The organism is Burkholderia sp. SRS-W-2-2016, assembly GCF_001931485.1.
In the GTDB taxonomy this organism is placed as follows: Bacteria; Pseudomonadota; Gammaproteobacteria; order Burkholderiales; family Burkholderiaceae; genus Paraburkholderia.
Genome location: NZ_MSDV01000051.1, coordinates 34,407 through 56,297, shown reverse-complemented (window position 1 = coordinate 56,297; position 21,891 = coordinate 34,407). Strand labels below are relative to the sequence as shown.

At 63.2% G+C, this 21,891-nt stretch carries 21 protein-coding genes; 16 read left to right on the top strand and 5 right to left on the bottom strand.

Annotation, left to right across the window (positions count from 1 at the left end):
• From BTH42_RS22315 to BTH42_RS22300, 4 genes are all read left to right on the top strand, one after another.
• Complete coding sequence (locus BTH42_RS22315) at positions 1 to 1,974, top strand: lytic transglycosylase domain-containing protein (RefSeq protein WP_075303334.1); 1,974 nt, start codon at positions 1 to 3, stop codon at positions 1,972 to 1,974.
• Between the two features lie 91 nt (positions 1,975 to 2,065).
• On the top strand, positions 2,066 to 3,019 hold the full coding sequence (locus tag BTH42_RS22310; RefSeq protein ID WP_075303333.1) for a complex I NDUFA9 subunit family protein: 954 nt from the start codon (positions 2,066 to 2,068) through the stop codon (positions 3,017 to 3,019).
• A gap of 32 nt (positions 3,020 to 3,051) precedes the next feature.
• The gene (locus tag BTH42_RS22305; protein WP_075303332.1) at positions 3,052 to 3,705 is read left to right on the top strand and encodes a glutathione S-transferase family protein; all 654 of its coding nucleotides are present in this window, start codon (positions 3,052 to 3,054) and stop codon (positions 3,703 to 3,705) included.
• Complete coding sequence (locus BTH42_RS22300) at positions 3,702 to 4,934, top strand: multifunctional CCA addition/repair protein (RefSeq protein WP_075303331.1); 1,233 nt, start codon at positions 3,702 to 3,704, stop codon at positions 4,932 to 4,934. The genes BTH42_RS22305 and BTH42_RS22300 overlap by 4 nt, the downstream gene beginning before the upstream one ends.
• 44 nt (positions 4,935 to 4,978) lie before the next feature.
• Here BTH42_RS22300 and BTH42_RS22295 read toward each other — a convergent pair whose 3' ends face one another.
• A complete protein-coding gene (locus BTH42_RS22295; protein ID WP_075303330.1) occupies positions 4,979 to 5,173 on the bottom strand; it encodes a DUF2905 domain-containing protein in 195 nt (64 codons plus the stop codon).
• Between the two features lie 34 nt (positions 5,174 to 5,207).
• Entirely contained in the window at positions 5,208 to 6,413 is a 1,206-nt protein-coding gene (locus BTH42_RS22290; protein WP_075303329.1) for a class I SAM-dependent methyltransferase, read from the bottom strand.
• Positions 6,414 to 6,426: 13 nt separating this feature from the next.
• Here BTH42_RS22290 and BTH42_RS22285 point away from each other — a divergent pair, with 13 nt between their 5' ends.
• The 10 genes from BTH42_RS22285 to BTH42_RS22240 all read left to right on the top strand — a co-directional run bounded on the left by BTH42_RS22285 (position 6,427) and on the right by BTH42_RS22240 (position 18,023).
• Positions 6,427 to 7,290, top strand: a complete 864-nt coding sequence (locus BTH42_RS22285; RefSeq protein ID WP_075303328.1) for an SDR family oxidoreductase — start codon at positions 6,427 to 6,429, stop codon at positions 7,288 to 7,290.
• Between the two features lie 100 nt (positions 7,291 to 7,390).
• Positions 7,391 to 7,786, top strand: coding sequence for a dihydroneopterin aldolase (locus tag BTH42_RS22280; RefSeq protein ID WP_075303327.1), 396 nt, complete (start codon positions 7,391 to 7,393; stop codon positions 7,784 to 7,786).
• A gap of 3 nt (positions 7,787 to 7,789) precedes the next feature.
• Positions 7,790 to 8,752, top strand: a complete 963-nt coding sequence (gene ttcA, locus BTH42_RS22275) for a tRNA 2-thiocytidine(32) synthetase TtcA (RefSeq protein ID WP_075303326.1) — start codon at positions 7,790 to 7,792, stop codon at positions 8,750 to 8,752.
• Positions 8,753 to 8,888: 136 nt separating this feature from the next.
• Positions 8,889 to 10,250 carry a bifunctional UDP-N-acetylglucosamine diphosphorylase/glucosamine-1-phosphate N-acetyltransferase GlmU gene (gene glmU, locus BTH42_RS22270; protein WP_075303325.1) on the top strand — a complete coding sequence of 454 codons (1,362 nt, stop codon included), beginning with the start codon at positions 8,889 to 8,891 and terminating at the stop codon, positions 10,248 to 10,250.
• Between the two features lie 60 nt (positions 10,251 to 10,310).
• Complete coding sequence (gene glmS / locus BTH42_RS22265; RefSeq protein ID WP_075303324.1) at positions 10,311 to 12,128, top strand: glutamine--fructose-6-phosphate transaminase (isomerizing); 1,818 nt, start codon at positions 10,311 to 10,313, stop codon at positions 12,126 to 12,128.
• 444 nt (positions 12,129 to 12,572) lie between these two features.
• Complete coding sequence (locus BTH42_RS22260; protein ID WP_143752162.1) at positions 12,573 to 13,148, top strand: hypothetical protein; 576 nt, start codon at positions 12,573 to 12,575, stop codon at positions 13,146 to 13,148.
• On the top strand, positions 13,145 to 14,263 hold the full coding sequence (locus BTH42_RS22255; protein ID WP_075303322.1) for an ImmA/IrrE family metallo-endopeptidase: 1,119 nt from the start codon (positions 13,145 to 13,147) through the stop codon (positions 14,261 to 14,263). Before BTH42_RS22260 ends, BTH42_RS22255 begins: the two co-directional genes overlap by 4 nt.
• Positions 14,260 to 14,739 (top strand): hypothetical protein, encoded by a 480-nt coding sequence (locus tag BTH42_RS22250; RefSeq protein WP_075303321.1) that lies wholly within the window; start codon positions 14,260 to 14,262, stop codon positions 14,737 to 14,739. Before BTH42_RS22255 ends, BTH42_RS22250 begins: the two co-directional genes overlap by 4 nt.
• Before the next feature lie 749 nt (positions 14,740 to 15,488).
• Positions 15,489 to 16,724 (top strand): alkaline phosphatase family protein, encoded by a 1,236-nt coding sequence (locus BTH42_RS22245; RefSeq protein WP_075303320.1) that lies wholly within the window; start codon positions 15,489 to 15,491, stop codon positions 16,722 to 16,724.
• Between the two features lie 174 nt (positions 16,725 to 16,898).
• Positions 16,899 to 18,023, top strand: coding sequence for a cytochrome c peroxidase (locus BTH42_RS22240; protein WP_083654864.1), 1,125 nt, complete (start codon positions 16,899 to 16,901; stop codon positions 18,021 to 18,023).
• Between the two features lie 104 nt (positions 18,024 to 18,127).
• Here the strand turns inward: BTH42_RS22240 and BTH42_RS35555 are convergent, their stop codons facing one another.
• The 3 genes from BTH42_RS35555 to BTH42_RS22230 form a co-directional block, all read right to left on the bottom strand.
• A complete protein-coding gene (locus BTH42_RS35555; protein WP_178392217.1) occupies positions 18,128 to 18,310 on the bottom strand; it encodes a hypothetical protein in 183 nt (60 codons plus the stop codon).
• A complete protein-coding gene (locus BTH42_RS35550) occupies positions 18,270 to 18,713 on the bottom strand; it encodes a hypothetical protein (RefSeq protein ID WP_178392216.1) in 444 nt (147 codons plus the stop codon). Before BTH42_RS35550 ends, BTH42_RS35555 begins: the two co-directional genes overlap by 41 nt.
• A gap of 99 nt (positions 18,714 to 18,812) precedes the next feature.
• Positions 18,813 to 19,073 carry a DUF6723 family protein gene (locus tag BTH42_RS22230; protein WP_075303318.1) on the bottom strand — a complete coding sequence of 87 codons (261 nt, stop codon included), beginning with the start codon at positions 19,071 to 19,073 and terminating at the stop codon, positions 18,813 to 18,815.
• 364 nt (positions 19,074 to 19,437) lie between these two features.
• On the opposite strand from BTH42_RS22230, the gene BTH42_RS22225 reads away from it, so the two are divergent.
• Both BTH42_RS22225 and BTH42_RS22220 read left to right on the top strand, forming a co-directional pair.
• A complete protein-coding gene (locus BTH42_RS22225) occupies positions 19,438 to 20,154 on the top strand; it encodes a lytic transglycosylase domain-containing protein (RefSeq protein ID WP_075303317.1) in 717 nt (238 codons plus the stop codon).
• A gap of 222 nt (positions 20,155 to 20,376) precedes the next feature.
• Positions 20,377 to 21,354 (top strand): DUF2242 domain-containing protein, encoded by a 978-nt coding sequence (locus BTH42_RS22220; RefSeq protein ID WP_075303316.1) that lies wholly within the window; start codon positions 20,377 to 20,379, stop codon positions 21,352 to 21,354.
• Positions 21,355 to 21,891: the final 537 nt, after the last annotated feature.

Below are 21,891 nucleotides of genomic sequence, written 5' to 3'. Positions count from 1 at the left end.
ATGTCAAAACGCCTTTTTCGAGTATATCGCGCAGCCGGTATCGCGCTGGCCGCCGCGGCGCTCGTCGCGTGCAGCACCGCTTCGGCCGTCAAACCTCTCCCGATCTCGCAGCTCACGAATGCGAACGACGACCAGATCTTCGTTCAGCTTCGCGAGGCCGCGCGCAAGAACGACGCCCCGCGCGCGGCCCAGCTCGCGAGCATGATTCCGGACTATCCGGCGCCGTCGTATCTGGAGTACTTCCAGATCAAGCCGCAGCTGTTCGATTCGGGCGGCCATGCGCGGGTCGACGCGCCGGACGCGCCGGTGCTCGCGTTCCTGCAGAAGTACGACGGCCAGGCGATCGCCGACCGGATGCGCAACGACTATCTGACCGTGCTCGGCACGCGCCACGACTGGCGTAACTTCGACCAGCAGTACCCGCTGTTCGTGCTCAACGACGACACCCAGGTCAAGTGCTACGCGCTCGAATCGCGCGCATCGCGCGGCGAGAACGTCGCGGACGCGGCGCGCGGCCTGCTGGTCGATCCGAAGTGGTACGGCGACGGCTGCGTCGATCTGATCACGGTGCTCGGCGTCAATCGTCAGTTCAGCAGCGACGACATCTGGCAGCAGATCCGCCTCGCGTACGAACAGAACTACACCAGCACCGGCAGCAAGCTGGTCGACGCGCTCGGCGACCAGGCACCCGACCCGGTCGCGTTCAGCCAGGCGGTCAATACGCCGCCGCTGCTGCTCGCGCGCGGCGTCGGCGCCGATTCGCAGTCGCATCAGCTGGCGCTGCTCGCGATCACCCGGATGGCGCGCAACGATCCGGCGATGGCGGCGGCTACCTTCGCCTCGGTCGCGCCGTCGCTGAATTCGCCGGAGCGGGCGATCGGCTGGGGCACGATTGGCTATCAGGCGGCGGTCAAGCAGGTGCCGGGCGCGGTCGACTGGTTCCGGCTGTCGGCCAACGCGCCGCTGTCCAATCCCGCGTATGAATGGCGCACCCGCAGCGCGCTGCTCGCCGGCGACTGGAACATGGTGCGCTGGTCGATCGAGCAGATGCCCGAAGGGCTGCGCAAGCAGCCGTCGTGGGTGTACTGGCACGCGCGCGCGCTCAAGCAGGCCGGCGACGTCGACACGGCCAACCAGGAATTCCAGTCGATCGCGCAGAACTTCAACTTCTACGGCCAGCTCGCCGCAGAAGAACTCGGCCAGAAGATCACCGTGCCGCCGAAGACCACGGTCACCGACGCCGAAATCCAGCAGGCCGGCGCCACTCCGGGCTTCGATCTCGCACAGCGTTTCTACGCGCTGAATCTGCGGCTCGAAGGCAATCGCGAATGGAACTGGCCGCTGCGCCAGATGAGCGACCGGCAACTGCTCGCGGCCGCCGAATACGCGCGCCGGATCCAGCTGTACGACCGCACCGTCAACACCGCGGACCGTACGAAGACCGAGCACGATTTCTCGTTGCGCTATCTGTCGCCGTTCCGCGATATCGTCGAGCGCGACGCGCAGTCGAGCGGGCTCGACATCGAGTGGGCGTACGGGCTGATCCGCCAGGAATCGCGCTTTATCATCAACGCGCGCTCCGAAGTCGGCGCGGGCGGGCTGATGCAGCTGATGCCGGCCACCGCGCAACTGGTCGCCAAAAAGATCGGTCTGGGCCCGGTGTCGCGCGAGCAGATGAACGACATCAACACCAACATCCTGCTCGGCACCAACTACCTGGCGATGATCTACAATCAGTTCGACGGTTCGGCCGTGCTGGCCACCGCCGGCTACAACGCCGGTCCGGGCCGTCCGCGCAACTGGCGGCAGTCGCTGCAACGTCCGGTCGAAGGCGCGATCTTCGCCGAGGCGATCCCGTTCCAGGAAACGCGCGACTACGTAAAGAATGTGTTGTCCAACACGGTCTACTACGCGGCATTGTTCGAAGGCCGTCCGCAATCGCTGAAGGCGCGTCTGGGTTACATCGCACCGTAAGCGCCGTGCCGCCGCGGTCGCCGGGTCTTGCGAGCCCGCACCGCGGCGCGTCTCATCAGCCGTTGCCGCGGCTTCCATCAGGGAGTCGAAAATGCGACATCAAGCTATCGCGGTCATCGGCGGCTCCGGTTTTATCGGCAGCTACGTCGTCAATGCGCTCGTCGAACTCGGCAAGGACGTGCGCGTCGCCACCCGGCGCCGCTACAACGCGCGCCATCTCACCATGCTGCCCATCGACGTGATCGAAACCGACGTGTTCGATCCGGTGCAGCTTGCGCGCTTCGTCGAGGGCGCCGATTGCGTAATCAACCTCGTCGGGGTGCTGAACTCCAAACGCGGCAAACCGTACGGCGAAGCGTTCGCGCGCGCGCACGTCGAGCTGCCCACGCGCATCGTCGCCGCGTGCGAAGGCAAGGGCGTGCATCGGCTGATTCATCTGAGCGCGCTCGGCGCAAATTCGAACGGCCCTAGCATGTACGCGCGCTCGAAGGGCGACGGCGAGAAAGCGGTGCACGGCGGCAGCGTCGCGTGGACGATCTTCCGGCCGTCGGTCGTGTTCGGCCCCGAGGACGCGTTCCTCAACAAGTTCGCGTTCCTGCAACGGGTGTTTCCGGCCATTCCGCTCGCGATGCCGGATGCGCAGTTCCAGCCGGTCTTCGTCGGCGACGTCGCGAAGGCGATCGCCAACGTGCTCGATCTCGATGCCGCCACCGGCCGCACCTATGAACTCGGCGGCCCGACCGTCTATACGCTCGAAGACCTGGTGTCCTACTGCGGCGACGTGATCGGCAAGCATGCGCGCATCATCCGCTTGCCCGAACCGCTGGCCCGCCTGCAGGCGCTCAGCTTCGAGATGGCGCCCGGCGAACCGGTGATTTCGCGCGACAATCTCGACTCGATGAAAGTCCCGAACATCCTGAGCGGGCCGCTCGCGCCCGAACTCGGGATCGAACCGGCCAGCATCGAGGCGATCGTGCCGACCTATCTCACCGGCGCGTCCAGGGGTTCGCGGCTCGACTCGTTCCGCGCCAGCGCCGGGCGCTGAAGTCTTCTTCTCCATTCACTTTCAGGCAACGCATGAAGCTGCTCATTGGTGACAAGAACTATTCGTCGTGGTCGATGCGGCCGTGGCTGCTGCTCAAGCACTTCGGCATCCCGTTCGACGAAGTGCTGATCCATCTGAACGAGGCGGACACCAATGCGAAGATCCGCGCCCTCGCGCCGCGCGGGCCCGGCAAGGTGCCGTGCCTGATCGACGATGCTGGTCAGCCGGTGTGGGATTCACTGGCGATCGCCGAAACGCTCGCCGAGCGTTTTCCGCAGCACGCGCTGTGGCCGCGCGACGCGGCGGCGCGCGCGCATGCGCGCAGCGTCAGCGCCGAGATGCATTCGGGCTTCGGCGAATTGCGCTCGAACATGTGGATGAACATCCGCGCGTCGTTCCCGGGTAAGAACGCGACCGCGGGCGCGCTGGCCGATATCGCCCGCATCGAGGCGATCTGGGGCGACTGCCTGCAAAGCTACGGCGGCCCGTTCCTGTTCGGCGAATTCAGCATCGCCGATGCGATGTACGCGCCGGTCGCAATGCGCTTCAACACGTGGAAGCCGGCGTTGTCGGCGACGGCCGCCGCGTATGTCGAGCGGCTCACCGCGCTGCCGGCGGTCAATGCGTGGATCGACGCCGCGCGCAAGGAAACGCACGCAGTGCCCTATCAAGACGAATGCCCATGAATATTTACGCAGTTGGCGGCGCGGTCCGCGACGAGTTGCTCGGCGTGCCGGTGCAGGATCGCGATTACGTGGTGGTCGGCGCGACGCCGGAGCAGATGGTCGCGCAGGGTTACCGGCCGGTCGGCAAGGACTTTCCGGTGTTCCTGCATCCGCAGACGCATGAGGAATACGCGCTCGCGCGCACCGAGCGCAAGACCGCCGCCGGTTATCACGGCTTCCAGTTTTTCTATGCGCCGGACGTGACGCTCGAGGAAGACCTCGCGCGCCGCGATCTGACGATCAACGCGATGGCGCGCGAAGTGCGCCCGGACGGCGAGCTGACCGGGCCGGTCATCGATCCGTTCAACGGCCAGGCCGATTTGAAGGCGAAGCTGTTTCGCCATGTCGGCGACGCGTTTCTAGAAGATCCGGTGCGGATTCTGCGCATCGCGCGTTTCGCGGCGCGCTTCGCCGATTTCACGGTCGCGCCGGAAACCGTGGCACTGATGCGCAAGATGGTCGCCGACGGCGAGGCCGATGCGCTGGTCGCCGAGCGGGTGTGGCAGGAAGTGTCGCGCGGGCTGATGGAGAAGAAGCCGTCGCGGATGTTCGACGTGCTGCGCGAATGCGGCGCGCTCGCGCGGATTCTGCCGGAGATCGACGCGCTGTTCGGCGTGCCGCAGCGCGCCGACTATCACCCGGAGGTCGACACCGGCGTGCACGTGATGATGGTGTTGGACCATGCGGCGCAGCAGGGTTATGCGTTGCCGGTGCGGTTTGCCGCGCTGACGCACGATCTCGGCAAGGCGACCACGCCGGACGACATCCTGCCGCGTCACCTCGGCCACGAAGGCCGCAGCGTCGATCTGCTCAAGCCGCTATGCGAACGGCTGCGCGTGCCGAACGAGTGCCGCGATCTCGCGCTGCTGGTCGCGCGCGAGCACGGCAATATTCATCGCGTGATGGAAATGGGCGCGGCCGCGCTGGTGCGGCTGTTCGAGCGCAGCGACGCGATGCGCAAGCCGGCCCGCTTCGCCGAGGCGTTGCAGGCGTGCGAGTCGGATGCGCGCGGGCGGTTGGGCTTCGAGACGCGCGATTATCCGCAGGCGGAGCGTTTGCGGGTCGCGCTGGTGGCCGCGCGGGGAGTGGATGCGGGCGCGGTTGCGCAGCGTCTTGCCGATGCGCCGGCCGGCATCAAGGACGCCGTGCATCAGGAGCGGGTCAGGGCGGTGGAAGCGGCGCTGGGTTAGCGCAGGCGCGACACGCGGCTAAAAGAGGAAGGCGCGGGGGTTGGCTACAGCACCCGCGCCAGCAACGACAGCAGTATCGACAGCACCAGCGTCGACATGAACGGAAACGGATACTCGCGGCCGAACAGCCGCAGCGTCACGTCGCCGGGCATCCGGCCGATGCCGAGCTTCCTGAGCCACGGCCAGCACGACGACAGAATCGCGACGGCAACGAAGGTGGTCAATAGCCAGCGGATCATCGCGAGTCTCTCGGGTCCTTAAAGGCGTGGCACGTCACAGCGTATGCGAGCGATCGCCGCTCGAAAACGCGCGCAGCGTATCGTCGAGCCCGCGCGAAAACGCGATCACCTTGAACAGCTCGCCCATCTCCGCCTCCGACAGCAGCTTCTGCACCGCATTCGCGGCCGGCAGAAAGCGGGCGGTGTCGGCGGGATCGATTTCGCCGAGCACTTCGGTGATTCCCGCGTTCATCAGAAAGCGCGCTTGCGACGTGAAACCGAGCAGGTCCGCGCCGGCGTCGGTACCGGCTTCCGCGATGCCGGTGAATTCGACGTGCGCGGTGATGTCCTGCAAGCCGGGATACAGAAACGGATCGCCGTGCGCGCGATGCCGGTAGTGGCACATCAGCGTGCCCTGCGCGCGCTGCGCGTGGTAGTACTCGTGATGCGGAAAGCCGTAGTCGATCAGGATCACCGCGCCGCGCGCGAGCATCGTGCAGATCGTGCGCGTGAAGGCCAGCGCGGCTTCGTGCGTCTCGGTCAGGTAGTCGTCGCCGGCACCGGTTTCGCGGGCCGCGTCGATTTCCTCTAGCCGCAGCAGGTCGGCGGCCGCGGTGACCGGGCGGTCGTCGAATGCGAACGCGTCGTCGCGCCACACCACGCCGCGCTCCAGCCAGGCGCCGCCGCGGTTCGCGAAGAGCCGCACCGGCATCGCGTCGAGCACCTCGTTGCCGATCACCACGCCTTCGAAGCGCTCCGGCAATGCATCGAGCCAGCGCACCTTGGCCAGCAGCGCGGGCGCGGCTGCCGCGATCGTGTCGCGCTGCCGCTCGCGCAGCTCGCCCGACAGATCGACGATCGAATAGCTGTCGAACTCCGTGCCGAGCGCGTCGAGCGCGGTGAGCAGGCCCGCCGCGAGCTTGCCGGTGCCGGCGCCGAACTCCATCAGCTCGCGCGTGCCGCTCGCCTCCAAGGCTTCGGCGAGCGGGCGCGCGAGCGTCGCGGCGAAGAGGGGCGACAGTTCCGGCGCGGTGACGAAGTCGCTGCCGTCGTCGCCGCGCAGCCCGAATTTGCGCGCACCGCCGCTGTAATAGCCGAGCCCCGGCGCGTACAGCGCGCGCTCCATATAGCGGTCGAACGGCAGCCAGCCGCCGGCCGCGTCGAGCTGCGCACGGATCTGCGCGACCAGCGCGTCGGACTGCGCGAGCGCGCTCGGGCCGGGAGCAGGTAAACTATCGGGTTGGTGAGCTTTCGGATTCATCCCCGCATTGTAAATGACCGTCTCCCCGGACAACGTTGCCCGCCCGGCCGAAGCGCCGTCCTTAGGGGCGTCCGCCGTGGCGCCCGCCGTGCCGTCGCAGCAGCCTCGCGTCGTGCTAGTTACCGGCGGCGCGCGCCGCATCGGCCGCGCGCTCGCGCTCGGCTTTGCCGCGCGCGGCTGGGACGTGGCCGTGCACTACGGCGCGTCGCGTGAGGACGCCGACGAAACCGTCGCGCAGATCGTCGCGCTCGGCCGCCACGCGGTCGCGCTGCCGGCCGAACTCGGCGACGAGGCGCAGGTTACGCGGCTGCTGCCGGCCTGCACCGAGGCGCTGGGCCGGCCGTCGTGCATCGTCAACAACGCGTCGCGCTTCGAGGAAGACACCGCGCGCGACGTCGGTTACGAGCTGCTGCTGAAGCTGACCGCGATGAACGTCGGCGCGCCGCTGGTGCTCGCGCGCATGCTGTACGACGCGACGCCCGAGGCGGCGGTGCACGACGAAAGCCAGCGCGGCGTGGTCATCAATGTGCTGGACCAGAAGCTGTACAACATGAACCCGGACTATCTGTCGTACACGCTATCGAAGGCGGCGCTGCAGACCGCGACGGTCGCGCTCGCTCAGGCGCTCGCGCCGAAAGTCCGGGTGGTCGGGCTCGCGCCCGGCCTGACGATGCAATCGGGCGACCAGACCCTGGAAGGGTTTGCCGCCGCGCATCGAATGACGCCTCTGGGCCGTGCGTCGCGGCCTGAGGATATCGTCGCCGCCGCGCTGTATCTCGCGGATGCAGCCGGTGTCACCGGAACGACGCTGGTGGTCGACGGCGGGCAGCATCTCGTGCCGCTGCCGCGCGACGTAATGTTTTTGACGGGCGCCTGATCCGCGCGCGGTTTGCCACGCCTCGCTTCGCCGAGGCCGCCGCGCTGCGCGACGCAGCGCCCCTTTGCGTGCCAAGCACGCTTTTTTGACTGGAACGAACATGTTTGCCGCTCTTTCGCATCCCCGGCTCGCCGATTGCCGCCGGCTCTTTCTGCGCAACTACGAAGTGCACATCAACATCGGCGTGCACGATTTCGAAAAGCGCGGCGAACAGCGCGTCGTGATCAACGTCGAACTGTATGTGCCGCTCGCGCTGTCGACGCCGGTGCAGGACAAGCTGAACGAAGTCGTCGATTACGACTTCATGCGCTCGACGATCGCCAAGCGCGTATCGCAAGGGCATATCCATCTGCAGGAGACGCTGTGCGACGACCTCGTGCGCACGATGCTCGAACATCCGCAGGTGCGCGCCGCGCGCGTGTCGACCGAGAAGCCGGATGTTTATCCGGACTGCGACGCGGTCGGCGTCGAAGTGTTCCGCGTGAAGGAGGATTGAGCGATGAACGCACCGGAGATCGAGACCGCCCACGCGACCAAATCCCCGCTCACCCGCCGCGAGCAGAAAGAAGCGTACGAGAACAACAAGCTGTTCAAGCGCCTCGCGCGCCAGGTCGGCCAGGCGATCGGCGACTTCAACATGATCGAGGACGGCGACAAGGTGATGGTGTGCCTGTCGGGCGGCAAGGACAGCTACGCGATGCTCGACATCCTGATGCGGCTGCGCGAACGCGCGCCGATCAACTTCGAGATCGTCGCGGTGAACCTCGACCAGAAGCAGCCGGGCTTCCCCGAGCACGTGCTGCCCGAGTACCTGAAGCAGCTCGACATTCCGTTTCACATCGAGAATCAGGACACCTACAGCATCGTCAAGCGGCTGGTGCCGGAGGGCAAGACCACCTGCTCGCTGTGCTCGCGGCTGCGGCGCGGGATCCTGTATCGCGTGGCGGGCGAACTCGGCGCGACCAAGATCGCGCTCGGCCACCATCGCGACGACATTCTGCAGACGCTGCTGCTGAACATGTTCTACGGCGGCAAGCTGAAGGGCATGCCCCCGAAGCTGCAATCGGACGACGGCAAGAACATCGTGATCCGTCCGCTCGCGTACGTGAAGGAAACCGATCTGGAGAAGTACGCGGAGCTGCGCGAGTTCCCGATCATTCCGTGCAATCTGTGCGGTAGCCAACCTAATCTGAAGCGCGCGGAAATGAAGGCGTTGATTCGCGACTGGGAGAAGCGCTTCCCGGGCCGCATCGAGAACATGTTCAATGCGTTGTCGAAGGTGGTGCCGTCGCATCTGATGGATCATCAGCTGTTCCCGTTCGCGGGGCTGCGCGCGAGCGGCGAGGCCGATCCGAACGGCGACATCGCGTTCGACGAAGAACCGTGCTCGACCGGCAGCGAAGAGGGCATGCCGCTGAACGGCGCGAAGACCATCCCGCTGGTCCAGTTCGACGATCTGTGAAGAAAAGCGCCTGATTTGCAGGCATTTCGGCGCGAATTGAAGAGATGGAAACGTGGTAAAGGCCGCATTAGCGGCCTTTTTAGTGCAGTGCCGCATGTTAAAATCGGCCCCTCAAAACTCCTCTTATGCCGACGCCATGAACATCGTGATTTTGGCGGCGGGTACCGGCAAGCGCATGCGTTCCGCGCTTCCCAAGGTGCTCCATCCGCTCGCCGGCCAGCCCCTTCTTGCTCATGTCATCGACACCGCTCGCGCGCTGAAGCCCGCGCGTCTCGTCGTTGTGATCGGCCACGGTGCCGAAGCGGTGCGCACGGCGGTCGCCGCTCCCGATCTTCAATTCGCGGTGCAGGAGCAGCAGCTCGGCACCGGTCATGCGGTGCAGCAGGCGCTGCCGCTGCTCGATCCCACGCTCCCCACTCTGGTGCTGTACGGCGACGTGCCGCTCACGCGCGCGGCCACGCTGCAGGCGCTGACCGAACGCGCCGGCCGTGACGGCTACGGCGTGCTGACCGTCACGCTCGACGACCCGAGCGGCTACGGCCGGATCGTGCGCGATCAGGCGGGCAAGGTGCAGCGCATCGTCGAGCAGAAGGACGCGAGCCCCGAACAGCTGAAGATCGCCGAGATCAACACCGGCATCATCGTCGCGCCGACCGCGCGTCTCGCGGGCTGGCTCGCGGCGCTGAAAAACGACAACGCACAGGGCGAGTTCTATCTGACCGACGCGGTCGAGATGGCGATCGAAGCCGGCCTCGAAGTCGTCACCACGCAGCCGGACGACGAGTGGGAAACGCTCGGCGTGAACAGCAAGCAGCAGCTCGCCGAACTCGAACGGATCCATCAGGGCAACGTCGCCGAGACGCTGCTGGTCGCCGGCGTGACGCTCGCCGACCCGGCGCGTATCGACGTGCGCGGCACGCTCGAATGCGGCCGCGATGTGTCGATCGATGTGAACTGCGTGTTCGAAGGGCGTGTGACGCTCGCCGACAACGTCAGCATCGGGCCGAACTGCGTGATCCGTAACGCGACGCTCGGCGCCGGCACGCGGGTCGATGCGTTCACGCATATCGAAGGCGCCGAAGTCGGCGCGCACGTCGTGCTCGGACCGTATGCGCGGCTGCGGCCGGGCGCGTCGCTGCAAGACGAAGCGCACGTCGGCAATTTCGTCGAGGTGAAGAACGCGGTGCTCGGCCACGGCTCGAAGGCCAATCACCTGACCTATATCGGCGACGCCGACATCGGCGCGCGCGTGAATATCGGCGCGGGCACCATCACCTGCAATTACGACGGCGCGAACAAATTCCGCACGGTGATCGAGGACGACGTGTTCGTCGGCTCCGACACGCAACTGGTCGCGCCGGTGCGGGTGCAGCGCGGCGCCACGATCGCGGCCGGCACGACGGTCTGGAAGGACGTCGCGGCGGACGCGCTGGTACTGAACGACAAGACTCAAACGAGCAAAACGGGCTATGTGCGCCCGGTCAAAAAGAAGGCGTGATGCGGATGGCGGGCGCGCGCGGCGCGCACGTCGAACCCGGCTCTTGAAAAGGAATACACCATGTGCGGCATCGTCGGCGCGGTTGCGCAACGTAATATCGTTCCCGTCCTGATCGAAGGACTGCGGCGCCTCGAATATCGCGGCTACGACTCGTGCGGCGTCGCCGTGCTCGGCGCGGAAGGGCCGAAGCGCGCGCGCAGCGTCGCGCGCGTCGCCGACCTCGACGCGCAGGTGCATGACGGCCATCTCGAAGGCGTGACCGGCATCGCGCATACGCGCTGGGCGACGCACGGCGCGCCGATCACCGACAACGCACATCCGATCTTCTCGAAGGATGCGCTCGCGTTGGTACACAACGGCATCATCGAGAATTACGAAACCCTGCGCGAAATGCTGCGCGGCAAGGGTTACACGTTCGTCTCGCAGACCGACACTGAGGTTATCGCGCACCTGATCCACAGCCTGTATCGCGGCGATCTGTTCGCCGCGGTGCGCGAGGCGATCGCGCAATTGCACGGCGCGTATGCGATCGCGGTGCTGCATAAGGACCAACCGCACACGGTGGTCGGCGCGCGGCAGGGTTCGCCGCTGGTGGTCGGGCTCGGCAATGGCGAGAACTTCCTCGCGTCGGACGCGCTCGCGCTCGCGGGCAGCACCGAGCGCTTCATCTTCCTCGAGGAAGGCGACGTGTGCGAACTGTCGCTCGACGGCGTGCGCATCGCCGATCGTCAGGGCAACGAAGCACAACGCGAAGTGCGCCAGGTGGCGGCGTACGGCGGCGCGGTCGAACTCGGCCCGTATCGCCACTTCATGCAGAAGGAAATCTTCGAGCAGCCGCGCGCGATCACCGACACGATTCCGCAAAGCGATGCGTTCGACGCGTCGCTGTTCGGCGTGAATGCGGGTGAAGTGTTCGCGGATATCGACAGCCTGCTGATTCTCGCTTGCGGCACGAGCTATTACTCGGGCTTGACCGCGAAGTACTGGCTCGAATCGGTCGCGAAGATTCCGACTCAGGTTGAGATTGCGAGCGAGTACCGGTATCGCGAGTCGGTGCCGAATCCGAAGGCGCTGGTGGTGGTGATTTCGCAGTCGGGTGAGACCGCGGATACGCTCGCGGCGCTCAAGCATGCGCAGGAGCTTGGCCATCGCCATACGCTCGCGATCTGCAACGTCGGCACCAGCGCGATGGTGCGGCAGACGGAACTGTCGTTCCTCACGCATGCCGGTCGCGAGATCGGGGTTGCGTCGACGAAGGCGTTCACCACGCAGCTGGTCGCGCTGTTCACGCTGGCGGCGACGCTCGCGAAGCTGCGCGGTCGTTTGAGCGACGAGCAGGAAGCAGGTTATCTGAAGCAGTTGCGGCACCTGCCGGCCGCGCTCAATAGCGTGCTGGCGCTGGAGCCGCAGATCATCGCGTGGTCGGAAGAGTTTTCGCGCAAGGAACACGCGCTGTTCCTCGGCCGCGGGATGCACTATCCGATCGCGCTCGAAGGCGCGCTGAAGCTGAAGGAAATTTCGTATATCCATGCGGAGGCTTATCCGGCCGGGGAGCTCAAGCATGGGCCGTTGGCGCTTGTGACCGAGGCGATGCCGGTCGTGACGGTTGCGCCGAACGATGCGCTGCTCGAAAAGCTCAAGTCGAATATCCAGGAAGTGCGCGCGCGCGGCGGCGAGCTTTATGTGTTCGCCGATGCGGATACGAAGATCGTCAACGACGAAGGGCTGCATGTGATCCGGATGCCGGAGCACTACGGCGTGCTGTCGCCGATTCTGCATGTGGTGCCGTTGCAGTTGCTTGCTTATCACACGGCTTGTGCGCGGGGGACGGATGTGGATAAGCCGCGGAATCTGGCGAAGTCGGTGACGGTGGAGTGAGGGGGCGTAAGTCCACATCCATCTGTGCGGAGTTGCATTAGTTGCGGTTACAGGCCGCCCGATTAATTCCGGTTACGGGGACCGACTGACCGGTAAGCCTTGTCGCTAAAGGCGTAACCAAAACTATTGTCAAAGGGGCGCTGGAGCCATTTCCTGCGCCCCTTTTTTGCAATTGCAGAGTATTCTGGTGAACAGGCTGGGACGAGCGGCAATCTGATTGGCCTTCGAAGGCGGTTGTTATTCAACGCCAGCGCTGCAATGCTCGGAAAAGTAACCATCTTGAATGACTTTCTTTCAAATCCAGTGGTACGCTTGATTCCTGAGTTGGCCCTACTAAAGAAGGCGAGCCGTTACGCTCTTTGCGTTACGTGATTTTGGAAGCTCGTATATTGGTCCACCGAGAAATACTGTATAAAATAACAGGCATCACTCTGAGGGGCTGTCATGTCCAGCTATATCTTTGTCTCCCCGGGTTCGGACCCTGGTGCAGGCCTGCCTCTAGTTGACCCGATTCTGACCGCGGCAAAGCCGACCATGGGCACCTGCCGGCCAGATTTAAGGCGTATGGTCACGCCGGGCGACCACATATTTGTCATCAGCGGAAGCCGCGGATTACGACATCAGCAGTATGTGATTGGAGGAATGGAGATTGATGAGAAGCTCGAGGACCAACTGGAGGCGTTGCGGCGTCACCCTCAGAATGCGTTGAGATTCGTGGGCGAACAAAAAGAGGGCAATATTATCGCGTTGCCAAACGGCGCCCAGCATCCCCGTGACAATCACTCTGGCTTCGACCGTCGTATCAAGAACTACGTCATTGGGAAAAACGCGGTAGTGCTCCAGACTCCGGCGGAAGTGACTCTTGGTCGGCAGCGCTCGGTCGACATTCTGTCTGAAATTTTCGACCGAAAAGGCGACAGAGTGCAGCACATTGTTGGCCGGAACCGCAAGCTCACCGATATACAGACCGAACGCTTGCTTGAGGCGCTGAAGGAAATCAAACGCGAGGCAGTCCTGTGATTAATATCACCGACTATCTGGTGAGCCGGCGACTATCTGTCGAGAAGGCTGCTGCCAGGTCGGGACTGTCTCGTGAAAGATTCGAGGAAGTTGCTCGGGGCTCTAAGGCGTCTCTTAAGGAAGTTCGCCTAATCGCCGATGCGCTAAATTTGCCGGTCTCGAGCTTGCTCGACCGACCGAGTCTTGAACCGGTTCAACTTTTGTTCAGACAAACGCTCGCACAGCGTTCCCCGGATGTTTCATCGCAGGCAGATATTGTCTCGGCCCAAATTCGAGACGCGTTGCCTATCGCGGGAGATTTGGATACGGACCTGGACTGGCTAGATATTTTTTCGGGTCTTCCATCTACGCTTGAGAATGCTGAGGCTTTTGCACAGCGGTTCCGCGGGTCTTTCGCCAACGTCGATGAGCTTGAACCTCTGCCGGAGCTGCCTGTTATTTTGAACCGGCTCGGAGTGGTATTGCTCTATTCCCGCGACCCAAGCATTGAAGGAGTGTCCGCCATTGTCAATGGTCGCGCATTTATTGTCTTAGCCGCACGGCGCTTCCAGCCACGAACTTTGTTCACTATGGCCCATGAACTGGGGCACATTGTTGGCCACCACGACAAGCGCGCAAATGGCTATGCTAGCGTGGACAAGGCAGTGGGAGATTTCAACCAGGTCGACCGCGACGAAGAACGATTCGCCGATGCGTTTGCCGCAGCCCTGCTTTTGCCCCGCTTTGGTGTGCTTACTGCGCTTCGCGACGTTCGGTCGGAACTCCAAATAGTTCACGCGCCTCTCGGTGCGCTGGAAATCGCTTGGGTTGCGCACTTTTTTAACGTTAGCTTCGAAGTTGCAGCAAGGCGCTTCGAATCGCTGGAATTACTTCCAGCGAGGGGAGCGCGTGCGCTGTATCAAAAAATCGTAGAAGACCACGGTAACCCAGAGAAATATGCCACCTCGGTCAACGTGCCGTCACGCCCGAATCTAAAAATCGAGACTTCTCCCGCAATAATTAAAGCAGCGGTTGCTCAGATTCGAGAAGGAAGGATTTCTTTAGGAAAGGCAGCCGACGCACTCAATGTGCCGGTCTCAACACTTGTCGTGTCCAACTCCGACATTGACGCGTGATTGTTATTCTCGACGCGTCCACCCTCATCAACCTCGCAAACGGCGAAGTTCTCGCCACCGTTGTTCGCATGCCTGACGTCCGTTTTTGCATCAGCGAAGCCGTGCGGAAGGAGTCCAAGACCGTTTCCCGCGAGATTGAAGCCGCAGTGAATCGCGGAGAGGTGGAGTGGGTCGACGCAGATTGCATCGATGCAGACGAATATGAGACTGCACTCGCAACATGGGGCCTAGGCGCTGGAGAAACAGAGTGTTTCCTCGCCGCGCTCAAGTTACAGTGTGAGGTCGCATGCGATGATGGTGCTGCCAGAAAAACCATATTGCGGCACTCCCAGACGATTCGGCTAACTGGCTCGATAGGACTGCTCCGCATGGCGATACACGGGTCTCACCTATCGAGAGAAGACGCCTTCACCGCGTACAAACTTATGAAAGTCCGGGGTGGATTCCTCCCCGAAATCACACTGAACGACCTGTAATCGCGACTGTGCTCTCATAGAGTCTCGGGTCGAAGTCCCAGCACGTCGTTTCTGACGTGATTTGGGGCAGTTCTGGCGAGTGCCAGTTTTGTCGCCAGAAATGGGTTGCTAATAACATTTTTCGCACGAGACTTAGAACGAAAGCTTTGACCGCATGTATCACAAAGATGGTCGGTGTGCGGAGTAAAAGCGAGTTCTCCAATGTCAAAATGGGCCGCCCCGCAGGCTGGACATGATAAACACACGAGACGGCCCGCGAGGTGGGGCATCGCAGACTGTGAGCGAGCCCAAAATTCGACGTGGTACCGGCTCTACAAACCAGAGGAAAACGACACTGACGCGCTTGAAAGTCACCAGAACTATTTGATGTGTCGCGATATTGTGGCAATGTCACTTTTGCTTTTAATAGTGGCGCCTGTCTGCCTCATACTCCTCGGAAGTCCTACCTCAGTTGCAGTGTACTGCGGTCTGCTTTTCCTCGCACAATACCTTCTAAGCGCGCTAGCTTCGAAGAACAATGGGATACGCTTCGTCAAGAATGTTCTCGCGATTCATGCCGCGAAGAAGGTTCGCACGGCAAGGTCGACGACGCCTCGGGAGAAAGCTGATGAAGCGCCACAAAAGTGAGCAGTGCATGGGCTATCGAAAGTATCATCACACCGTCTTGTGGCAGACGGGGCTGAGGAAAGATTAAGAGACCACGCGAATTATTAGCGCTATGCGAGGCGCTCTTGCTTGCAGACAAATATATGACAACTCTGGCAGACCTAAAACCGGTCACAAAGCAGTTCGTCCGCGACATCGCTGAGAAGGTCGATCACACCGGCCACGTCAGTCTGGACAACTACATTTCGATGATGAGCGGCCAGCCGTCGACGGTCGATACCGAAACCGACTGCTTCAGCATCTGGTCGGATATCGCCGATGCCGGCAACGACAGCGCGAACCCGAAGGTCCTGAAGGCCGGCACCGATGCGAACGGTCACGCCGGCGGCGGCTGCGTGTTCCCGGCGCGCGTGAAGACGTTCCCGAACCAGCTCGATAACGCGAAGCTGACGTGGAAGGGCTACATGGGCGACATGGGCAACGACCTGAACCGCGACGGCACCAAGACCTGCAGCTTCCCGACCCGTACCGCGAAGCTGGCCGGCACGGATCCGGCGAAGGCGGTCGACGGCACGCAGTCCGCTCAGGCGAGCTCGGCATCGGGCGACGTGAAGGCCGACGCCTACGCGACCCGTCACAACCCGTTCGTGTACTTCCACTCGATCATCGACGACATCGACTACTGCGACCAGCACGTCGTGAATCTGGACGACAACCTCGAGAACGACCTGAAGTCGATCGATACCACGCCGAACTTCGTGTACATCACGCCGAACCTGTGCGACGACGGCCACGACGGCGACGGCACCGGCGCGGCGGGCAAGGGCTGCAAGAGCGGCGCGGCCGGCGGCCTGACCTCGATCGACGCGTTCCTGAAGAAGTGGATTCCGATCATCCAGGCATCGGCGGCCTACAAGCAGGACGGCCTGATCATCATCAACTTCGACGAATCGAATGCGTCCAGCTCGCCGATGACCACCACGTTCAACTCGGCCTACACGCAGATGAATCTGACGATCAACCTGACCGGCGAGTCGTGCTGCAACCAGCAGACCGGCCCGAACGTCAAGCGTCCGGAAGATCAGATCATGTCGACTCTGCCGATCGCGTATGCGTCGACGCTGGGCATCAACGCGTCGTCGCTGCCGTCGACGGTGCAGACGATCCAGATCGGTATGCACTATGACGGCGTCGGCGGTGACCGGACGGGCGCGGTGCTGCTGTCGCCGTTCATCAAGGCGGGCACCACCAGCACCACCGGCTACAACCACTACTCGCTGCTCAAGAGCCTGGAAGACCGCTTCGGTATTCCGGAGTACCTGGGATATGCGGACGATTCGAAACTCGTGACTTTCGGGTCCGACATCTTCACTCAATAAAGACAGATGTTTTTTAACTGTTCGAAAGGGACCGCCCGGGGGGCGGCCCTTTTTTTCATTGCAAGCGTGTTCCTCACGGCATGTGGCCAGCAGGACGCTCCTCTCAACACGGCCGGCGCCGCGACCGTTGCGGCGCCCGCGCCGAAGTCGGCGCCGGTGCCTTCGAACAAGGACATGGCGCAGCTCGGCAAGCTGGCCTTTTTCGATCCGTCGTTATCCGCTTCGGGCAAACTTTCGTGCGCGAGCTGTCATAGCCCGGAGCATGCGTACGGTCCGCCGAACGGCCTCGCGGTGCAACTGGGCGGCGCCGACATGAAGCACTACGGCACCCGCGCGGTGCCGTCGCTGCGCTATCTGCGGCGCGTGCCGATCTGGACGCACACGTATGCGAGCAGCTTCAAGGAGCGTCTCGAAGACGGCGACAATCAGCCTTCCGGCGGCTACGGGTGGGATGGCCGTTTCGACCGCCCGGCCGACCAGGCCGCGTTTCCGCTGCTGAACCCGGACGAGATGGCCAACGCGAATGCCGCGGACGTTACCGCCCGCCTGAGCAAAACCGCGTACGCGGCGCGTTTTCGCGAGGTATTCGGCCAGGACATCTTCACGCGTCCGGCCGATGCGCTCGCGGCGCTCGGCAAGTCGCTCGAACGCTTCCAGTTCGACGACCCGAGCTTCCAGCCGTTCGACAGCAAGTTCGACCAGGTGCTGGACGGCAAGGCGCAGTTCACCACCCAGGAAGCGCGCGGCTTTGCGCTGTTCGTCGATCCGGAGCGCGGCAACTGCGCATCGTGCCATCTGGTCGAGAAGGGCGCGGCCGGCGCGCATCCGGTGCTGACCGACTACAACTTCCAGACGCTCGGCGTGCCGCGTAATCCGGAGATTCCGGCCAATGCGGATCCGAAGTACTACGACATGGGGCTGTGCGGCCCGCTGCGAACCGACAAGTCCGACACCGCGTGGTACTGCGGAATGTTCAGGACACCGACGTTGCGCAACGTCAGCACGCGCAAGGTGTTCTTCCATAACGGCCGCTTCCACACGCTGGAAGATTCGCTGCGCTTCTACGTGCAACGCGATACCAATCCGCAGAAGTGGTATCCGCATCCCGCCGGCAAGCAGCCGTTCGACGATCTGCCCGCGAAGTATCAGAACAACGTCGATCGCCGTACTGCTCCGATGACCAACCACAAGGGCGGCAAGCCGGTGTGGTCGGAAGGGGATATCCGCGATGTGATCGCGTTCCTGAACACGCTGAACGACAGCGATGCGCAGCCGGTTGGGAAAACCGCGATGCACTGAACGGGGTCAATCGATCGTTTAGTGTGCGGTACCGCTGTGCGTCTCGCTTCGTGCAAGCGTGTCGCTAAAGTCTCACCGAGGCATGAAACGCCCGGCGCTCGCGGTCACTCTTTCGCGAGCGCCACCGCAACCGCCGACACAAACTCTGCGCGCACGCTATCGCCGACGCGCAGGTCGGCAAGCGGGATCTCACGCGCCGCGTGCAGCACCTGTTGATGCTTCGGCCCGCGCAACGTCAGCAGACGTTTATCGCGATCGATATGGACCACGGTCGCGACGATCCGCACCCGATGCGCGGACGACGCGCTGCCCCCGGACGCAGGCAACGCGCACGCCTCTCGCCGCGAGTTTGTCGACCTGCACCAGCAGCGCCTGCTGATACGCGACGTTCAGCCGGTCGCCGACCCGCAGCCGGCTGATATCGGCGATCGCGGGATTCACATCGACGTCGGCGAGCTGGCCGCGCGGGCCGCGCAACGTGACGCTGTTGTTGGCGGGATCGATGGCGACGACGCGCACCTGCATGTGTACGACGTCGGCCTGCCGCAGCGCCGCCTGCACGGCCGCTGCGGACACCGGTTCGCTCTGTGCGAAACCGGTCTGAGGAACGATACCGCCGGCAAGGAGGGCCGCGCAGCCCAGCGCGCCGAGCGTTCGTCCTGCTTCGCGCCAACCGCTGATTGCCCGCATGGTTCGCTCCTGAGGTTGTCGCTGCTATGGCTGCCGTCTTGGCGCGCGTGCTACGCGGTGGCGCCGCTTCGTGACCGGCGCGGCGCGTCTCTCCTAAGCCTATAACTCCGGCCGCGCCAGATCACTCTCGACGATATGTTCGCCGTACACCTGCGCCGCCGCGGTCGCTTCGAGCCGGCTCGCGTGCGGGCCGAGCTCGGGGGCGCCGTCGAACGGAAACAGCACGCGGCCGTCGGTCGTGCGCACCACCTTCAATACACCGAAGAAGCGCCGGTAGCCGGTCATTTTCGCGCTCGCCGAAATCTCGAAGTCGTCCTCCGACATGCCGGGGACGCTGGGAATAAACGCGGTCTTGCTCATCCGTGAAAACATCGCTGGTTGGTTCGCTTGGGGTGAGCCGATACGTTGGCTTCCAGGAAGCCCGCGACAGGCGGGCGACCTGCATTGTCGCAAATCCACGCAAAGCTCGACGGCTGGGTGCGGTCTGCGGGGCGACACGATTCCATGAGAGGACAGGGTTGCCGGGCGGTTCTTTGCCACAAACGCAACTAACAGCTTAATCGCGCAATTTTTAGAAAACCCGGCTTGCAGCGCAGGCGGGGGCGCATTCCACCGCCTTAACTTTCGTTCAACCTTGATTTAAAAGACAAAAATTGTGATGGTCCGATGACAGCCAGGGTGCCGGCGCTATAATGCGCAGGTCTTTGTTACCTTCCGCCCCGTCATGAGCCGGTTACTTTGCCTGATCGTGCTGTCGCTCGGCCTCGCGCAAACCGCCGCGGCCGACGAAAACAGCGACCGGATTTCGACGTATCTGACGCACAAGTTCGGGCTCAACAAAGACAAAGCGCAAAAGATCTCCGACGCGGTGCAATCCGCCGCTTCCAAATACTCCCTCCCGCCGGCGCTGCTGCTCGCCATCATCTCGATCGAATCCCGCTTCAAGGAAAAAGCCCGCGGCGCCAACGGCGCGACCGGGCTGATGCAGGTCGTGCCACAGGCGCATCGCGGACTGCTGCGCAACGTGAAGGATCTGACCGAGCCGGGCGCGAACATCGAAGCGGGCTCGGCGATCCTGTACGGCTACATGCGCTCGGCCAACGGCGATCTGAACGCCGCGCTGAAAAGTTACGGTGGCTCGAAGGCGTACGCGCAGAAGGTCACTTTGCGCGTGGAGGATTTCTCGGCGGTTGCCGCGCCTCAGGACAAAGCTCAAGCCGGCGGCGGCCCTGCCGCGTCGTGTGAAGCCGATCGATGCGACGGCGCGAATCCGTGGGCCGATGCGTTCAGCGTGCCGGCTACGCCCGCCGCTAATGCAGTAGCGAGCGGCGCGCGGGCGGCGTCGGCCGCGGTCGCGGTTTCGTCCAGTTCCGCATCGGCGTCCGGTTCGGGCTCGACTTCGGCTTCTATGTCGGGCTCGCCGCGCGGCGCGTCGAAATAATCGCGTTCGCCGGGTCCGCTGATCCCTTTCGCGCGGTTCATCGCACTTTTTCCCAGAAGACAGGCCAGAGCATCCAAGCCGGCGAGTCCGCCTGTTGCCGCCCCTGTTATGCATCGTAATGCGGCGCCGGCGTGGCGTTGCACGCTTTTTACGCACGCTCACATCGCCGCTCTACAATGCATTCCCATTCGCGTTCACGCCACGCGCTTCTTGCCATCGACCATGCAGATCCCGTTTTTCCGCTCCACCGCCGCGGCCGTATTCGGCCTGCTGGCGCTCGCGGCATGCAGCAGCACGCCGCAACCGAAATTCACCCAGGAAATGTTCGAAACCGGCGCGAGTCCGTATGCGCGCAATTTCAATTCGAACACCATCGATAGCTGCGAAGCCGCGCGTCGCGCGCTGCTGAGCCAGGGCTATCTGACGACGATGTCGCGGCCCGATTCCGTCGACGGCACGAAAAATTTCCAGCCGACTAGCGACACCCACGTGGTCGTCGAATTTCACGTGGTCTGCACGCCGGGGGAAGAGGCTGCGAGCAGCAGCATCGTTTATGTGAACGCCGTGCAAAACGGCTTTGCGCTGAAGAAGAGCGATACATCGGCGAGCGTCGGGCTCAGCGTGCTCGGTTCGCTATCGCTGCCGATCCGCTCGAATAGCGATGCGATGGTGAAAATTTCGAGCGAGACGATTCCGTCGGGCAAGTTCTATGAACGGTTCTTTGGGCTCGTCGATCACTATCTGCAGACGGTCGTGCGCACGCAGCCGGTGACGAGCAGCGCGATCGAAACGCGCATGCTGCCGATGCAGGTCGCGACGCCGCTGCAGCTCACGACGATTCCCGCCGCGGTTCCGGTCACGACGAGTGCGCCGGCGGCAGTGCCGGCCCCGGCCCAGGCTCAAATGAGCGCACCGGTTCAGGTCACAGCGCCGGAGCAGATAACTGCACCCGCAGTGATCCAGCCGACGCAAACCATCCCTGTCCAGATCACAGTGCCCGCAGCAACGCTGTCATCGATTCCCGCAACGGTGCAGATCACATCGCCAACGCCGGTCCAGATCACCACACCCGTGGCAATCCAACCGTCGGCACGCACCGTAATGCAGTCCCCCGCACCCGCTCCGGTTAACCAGCTCCTCGACCCGATCGACCAGGCTGCCGCGATCGAACCGGCGAGCGGCGCGACGCTCGCCCCGTAAACCGTTAACCCGGTAAACCAACAAGAACACCAAATGTGTTGGGGCTGATCAAGCACTGATCAGCCGTTAACCCCATGCAGCGACGTTTACCTTATGGGGTTTACTTAATACGTATACATACATAGTAGTAGTTAACAAAGGGCACCCGTTTCTGTGGATAACTCCCAAATCCCTTATCGCATCAACACGATGCGGAAACGATAACCGTGCGGAACACGGCTGTAGAAAAACTACGTGGCCGGGATAACTTTGAAGGCACGTTAACCGGCACCTGCTCTTATCAAGATTCCACGCACAGGCTATTCGCCGTGCTGTCCCCGAGTTGTTCAGAGGTCGCTGTGGATAACCTGGCCCTCGCAACGCTTTTCCCAATGCGGCCGAACGGACGATTCGCGCACCGCGAAGCGCTCGTTAACGCACAGAATCCGGTTAACCCCGCGCGCATAGTGAGAACACGGAACAAAGATTGCGTGTTTACTTTTTGCAAACGCAACTGTTGCTATTTCGCTAAATCCGTTTAGCCAACGGCCAAATCAG